Below are 4,689 nucleotides of genomic sequence, written 5' to 3'. Positions count from 1 at the left end.
CGGCCGCCGACCACGACGCTGACCGCGGCCCCCGGGCTCGGCCCCGGAGCCGACCAGTACGGCCATGACCTCGAGCACCGGCTCGAGGCCGGGGGCGCACGCGCGTACGTCAGCATGCCCGGGACGCTACCGCGCCGGCACGGCCCCGGAGGCCACGAACCTGGGGGTCGGCCGGGGCGGGTCAGTGGTCGCCGAGCTCGTCGACCGACAGCTGGCGCGGGTCGTGCATGCCCGAGCGGTACGCGTTGCGGGCGACCATGTGCGCGGCGACCGGGGCCGTGACCAGCTGGAAGACCGCGACCAGGGCGACCATCGCGACGACGGTCAGGGTGTGGAAGTGCACGGCGATGCCCGACAGGATCAGCAGCAGGCCGACCGTCTGCGGCTTCGTGGCCGCGTGCATCCGGGTGAGGACGTCGGGGAAGCGCACCAGCCCGATCGCGGCGGTGAGCGACATGAGGGACCCGGCGACGAGCAGCGTGCCGGCGACGACGTCGGTCATGCGTCCTCCTCGGAGCGGACGGCGAAGCGCGCGACGGCCACCGAGCCCAGGAAGCCGACCAGCGCGAGGGCGACCAGGATCGGCAGGGTCAGCGTGCGGTCGTTGGCCACGGCCTCGATGCCGATGGCGGCCGCGACCATCGCGATGAACGTGTCGGTGGCGACGGCGCGGTCGAGCATGGACGGACCGCGGACGATGCGGACGACCGTGATGAGCGCGCTGAGCCCCAGGATCGCGGTGCAGACGACGGCGACGGTGGTCATGCGTCCTCCTGGCGACGGTGGGCCTGCGTGTCGGCGTCGGTGGCGAACGCGCGCAGCACGCGCTCCTCCTGGCGCCGCGCGACCTCGTGCGCGTGCCGGACGGCCTCCTCGTCGCCGCCCTCGAGCACGTGCAGCCACAGGACGCCGGCGTCGGGGTCGGTCTCCACCAGCAGCGAGCCCGGGACGAGCGAGATCATCTCGGCGATCTGGGTCATGACCAGCTCCGAGCGCGTCTCCAGCTGCACCTCGATGATCGCGCTGCGCGGAGGGCGCCGGGGACGCACCGCCAGCCAGGCCACCTGCACGCTGGCCCGCAGGACGTCCGCGAAGAAGCGCACGGTCAGGACGACGAACGCCCAGGGCCGGAACGTCACGTCCCAGGCCATCGTGGGGAACGGGAAGACGGTCATCGCCAGGACCGAGACGAGCAGGCCGCCCACGACGGCGAGCGGCGTCACCGAGCCCAGAGCATGAGCCACAGGACGGTGAGCCCGGCGGTGAACAGCAGCCGCGCGGTCATCGGTCGCTCCCCAGCACGGTCTCGACGTAGGGGCTGCGGTCCATGACCTCGGCCGCGGCGCGCTCGGTGAGCGAGAACAGCGGGCCGGCGAGCACGGTCAGGGCCAGGCCGACGGCCACCAGGAGCAGGGTCGGGACGGCCATCGAGCGCGGCAGCCGGGTGTCCTGGACCGCCTCGACGATGTCGGACGTGCGCAGGTCGCCGGCGGCCGGGCGGGCGTGGCCGTGCAGCGAGTCGGTGTGGTCGCGGTCGACCGTCTCCTCGGGCATCGGCTGCCAGAAGGCGCGGTTCCAGGCCTTGGCCACGGCCCACAGGGTCAGCAGGCTGGTCAGGATGGCGACCCCGATCGCGAGCCCGGCCAGGAACCCCGGGACGTCCGCGGTGGCCTGCACGAGCGCGAGCTTGCCCAGGAAGCCCGACAGCGGCGGGATGCCGGCCAGGTTCATCGCCGGGACGAAGAACATCACCGCGAGCACCGGGGCGGCCCGGGCCAGCCCGCCGAGCTTGTCGAGGCTGGTGGTGCCGCTGCGGTACTCGATGAGGCCGGCGACCAGGAACAGCGTCGTCTGCACGGTGATGTGGTGGGCGACGTAGAAGATCGACCCGGTCAGGCCGAGCTCGGTGCCGACGGCCACGCCCAGCAGCATGTAGCCGATGTGGCTGACCAGCGTGAACGACAGCAGACGCTTGATGTCGGACTGCGCGACGGCGCCGAGGATGCCGACGAGCATCGTGAGGATGGCCGCCCACATGAGCAGGTCGTTCATGCCCGAGTCGGGGAAGACCAGCGTCTGCGTGCGGATGATCGCGTAGACGCCGACCTTGGTGAGCAGGCCCGCGAACACGGCGGTCACGGGAGCCGGCGCGGTCGGGTAGGAGTCCGGCAGCCAGGCCGACATCGGGAAGACCGCGGCCTTGATCGCGAACACCGACAGCAGCAGCAGCTGCAGCACGTGCTGGACCGGCAGCGAGACGTCGGGCATGCGCAGCGCGAGCTCGGCGAAGTTCACCGTGCCGCACGCGGCGTAGACGCAGGCGATGGCGACCAGGAACAGCACCGACGACAGCAGGCTGACGACGATGTAGATGGTGCCCGCCCGCACGCGCGCGTCCGTGCCGCCCAGGGTGATGAGCACGTAGGACGACACGAGCAGGATCTCGAAGCCGACGAACAGGTTGAACAGGTCGGCCGACAGGAAGGCGTTCGAGACGCCCGCGCTCAGCACGAGGAAGGTGGGGTGGAACACCGACAGCGGCGTCGCACGGCCGTACTCGGCCACGCCCTGGCCCAGCGAGTACAGCAGGACGCAGAGGGTGACCACGGCCGAGACGAGCAGCAGCAGGGCGGACAGCCGGTCCGCGACCAGGCTGATGCCGATGCCCGCGGGCCACCCGCCCACGTCCACCGACTGCGGGCCGACGGTGTCGGCCCGGTGCAGCAGGAAGCCGGCGACGGCGACGACGAGTGCCAGCACGATCACCGAGACGAGGCGCTGGGCCGCGGCGGAGCGACCGAGCACGAGGCACAGCCCGGCGCCGAGCAGCGGCATGATCACCGGCAGCAGCACGACCTGGTCGATCACTGGTCGGCTCCTTCCTCGTCGGGCACGGCCCCGGGGGCGGCCTCCTCGAACGTGGAGGAGACCTCGTCGCGCTCCGCCCGGCGGCGGATGAGGTCGTCCTCGACGTCGTCCTGGACGTCGTCGGTGCCGCGCAGCTGCCAGGCCCGGTAGGCCAGGGCCAGGCCGAACGCGGTGGTGCCGAGCGTGATGACGATGGCGGTCAGCGCCATCGCCTGGGGGAGCGGGTCGGCCATCTTCTCGTCGCTCAGCCCGACGATGGGCGGCGCGCGGCCGGGCCGGAGACGAGCAGCAGCAGGATGTTGACCGCGTTGCCCAGCAGGACGAAGCCGACCAGGATGCGCGACAGGCTGCGCTCGAGGATGAGCGTCACGCCGCAGGCGACGAGCACGCCGACCAGCAGGACGAGGGTCAGGCTCGGGGTCACGGGCCCACCTCCGTGAAGAAGAGCGCACGGTACGGAGGCGTGCCCGTGACGGTGCTGATGGTTCCCTCGCTCCGCTCGGTCACGATCTCGCCTCCTCGTTCTCGGTGTCGGCCGCGTCAGCCGCGTCGTCCTCGTCGCGCTCGCGCTCGAGGTCGCGGTCGATGCCGCCGCCGAGGCTGCGCAGCACGTCCAGCGCGAGGCCGACGACGACCAGGTAGACGCCGAGGTCGAAGAAGACCGAGGTCACCAGGTGCAGGGTGCCGAGCACCGGGATGTGGACGTCGATGATCGCGCTCTGCAGCACGCCGCCGCCGAGCAGCGTCGGCAGCAGCCCGGACGCGGCGGCCAGCGCGAGGCCGACGCCGAGCACGACGCCCGCGTCGATCGGGGCGGCGGCGTCGAGCTCACGCCGGCCGCCGGCGAGGTAGCGCAGCATGAGCGCCAGGCCGGCGACCAGGCCACCGGCGAAGCCGCCGCCGGGCAGCTCGTGCCCGACGAGCGTCAGGTAGACCGAGAAGACGATCACCGCGTGGAAGACCAGGCGGGTGACGACCTCGAAGACGATCGAGCGGCGCTCCGGCGGCAGGCTGGGGTTGCGCAGCCAGGCCGACTCGTGGCCGGGACGCTGCGTCGTGGGCAGCGTCGCGCGGTCGGTGATGAGGAAGATCAGGCTGGCGATGCCCGTGGCGGCCACGACGAGGACCGACAGCTCGCCGAGGGTGTCCCAGGCCCGGATGTCGACCAGGGTCACGTTGACGATGTTCGAGCCGCCGCCGTACTCCTTGGCCGGCTTGGCGAACCCGTCGGAGATCGGGTCGGCCACCCGGGCGCCGGACGCGACGTAGGCCAGGCCGGCGACGAGCGCGCCGCTGAGCACACCGATCGCGACCCGCACCCAGCGCGAGAGCGTGAACGGGCGGGTCGAGAAGTGCTGGGGCAGGCGGCGCAGCACGAGCACGAAGGTCACCAGCACGAACGTCTCGACGAGCACCTGCGTCAGCGCCAGGTCGGGGGCGCCGTGCAGGTCGAACAGCAGCGCGGTGCCGTAGCCCGTGATGCCGGCGAGCAGCACCGCCCGCAGGCGACGGCGCGAGCGCACGGTCATCACGGCGGCGATGGCCATGACGACCGCCACCACGACCTGGGCGGGGGAGTCGGCGACCCGCACGTCCACCCGGTTCCAGGCCAGCACGAGGGCGGTGCCGGGCACGGCGGCGAGGACGATGAGGATCGAGCGAGGTAGAAGGGCAGCGAGCCACGCTGGCTGCGACCGGTCAGCTCGATCGCCAGACGGTCGACGCCGCGCAGCACGAGCTGGTAGGCGCGCTCGGCGTCGGGCATCGGCACGCGGTCGACGACCGCGTGCTGCGCGGCGGCCACCGGGTGCCGCGCGACGA

8 protein-coding genes are annotated in these 4,689 nt (G+C 72.6%); all 8 read right to left on the bottom strand.

The genetic code is table 11. From position 1 onward, the window contains the following. Positions 1-181: 181 nt before the first annotated feature. Entirely contained in the window at positions 182-502 is a 321-nt protein-coding gene (mnhG, locus tag AC2W7G_RS09440) for a monovalent cation/H(+) antiporter subunit G (protein ID WP_485868209.1), read from the bottom strand. Beyond that, positions 499-765 carry an MrpF/PhaF family protein gene (locus AC2W7G_RS09435; protein ID WP_485868208.1) on the bottom strand — a complete coding sequence of 89 codons (267 nt, stop codon included), beginning with the start codon at positions 763-765 and terminating at the stop codon, positions 499-501. Before AC2W7G_RS09435 ends, mnhG begins: the two co-directional genes overlap by 4 nt. Then, positions 762-1,223: a Na+/H+ antiporter subunit E gene (locus AC2W7G_RS09430; protein WP_485868207.1), complete on the bottom strand. Its 462-nt coding sequence runs from the start codon at positions 1,221-1,223 to the stop codon at positions 762-764. Before AC2W7G_RS09430 ends, AC2W7G_RS09435 begins: the two co-directional genes overlap by 4 nt. A 58-nt stretch (positions 1,224-1,281) precedes the next feature. Next, positions 1,282-2,868 carry a Na+/H+ antiporter subunit D gene (locus AC2W7G_RS09425; protein ID WP_485868206.1) on the bottom strand — a complete coding sequence of 529 codons (1,587 nt, stop codon included), beginning with the start codon at positions 2,866-2,868 and terminating at the stop codon, positions 1,282-1,284. Further along, positions 2,865-3,101, bottom strand: coding sequence for a sodium:proton antiporter (locus AC2W7G_RS09420; protein WP_485868205.1), 237 nt, complete (start codon positions 3,099-3,101; stop codon positions 2,865-2,867). The genes AC2W7G_RS09425 and AC2W7G_RS09420 overlap by 4 nt, the downstream gene beginning before the upstream one ends. A gap of 11 nt (positions 3,102-3,112) precedes the next feature. Continuing rightward, positions 3,113-3,292, bottom strand: a complete 180-nt coding sequence (locus AC2W7G_RS09415; RefSeq protein ID WP_485868204.1) for an NADH-quinone oxidoreductase subunit K — start codon at positions 3,290-3,292, stop codon at positions 3,113-3,115. Positions 3,293-3,371: 79 nt separating this feature from the next. After that, positions 3,372-4,502 carry a hydrogen gas-evolving membrane-bound hydrogenase subunit E gene (gene mbhE / locus AC2W7G_RS09410; RefSeq protein WP_485868203.1) on the bottom strand — a complete coding sequence of 377 codons (1,131 nt, stop codon included), beginning with the start codon at positions 4,500-4,502 and terminating at the stop codon, positions 3,372-3,374. Further along, positions 4,397-4,689, bottom strand: a 293-nt coding sequence (locus tag AC2W7G_RS09405) for a hypothetical protein (RefSeq protein WP_485868202.1), incomplete at its 5' end; no start/stop codon positions are given. The genes mbhE and AC2W7G_RS09405, both read right to left, overlap by 106 nt.

The sequence above is a fragment of the Aeromicrobium sp. PFPM2_SD2 genome, assembly GCF_057364525.1.
Note: the sequence above shows the minus strand (reverse complement) of the source record. Positions and strands in the feature narration are given on the sequence as shown.

Excerpts from the sequence above, each read along its gene's own strand:
- AC2W7G_RS09435 (WP_485868208.1), bottom strand. The coding sequence starts at position 765 with ATGACCACCGTCGCCGTCGTCTGCACCGCGATCCTGGGGCTCAGCGCG.
- AC2W7G_RS09420 (WP_485868205.1), bottom strand. The coding sequence starts at position 3,101 with ATGGCCGACCCGCTCCCCCAGGCGATGGCGCTGACCGCCATCGTCATC.
- mnhG (WP_485868209.1), bottom strand. The coding sequence starts at position 502 with ATGACCGACGTCGTCGCCGGCACGCTGCTCGTCGCCGGGTCCCTCATG.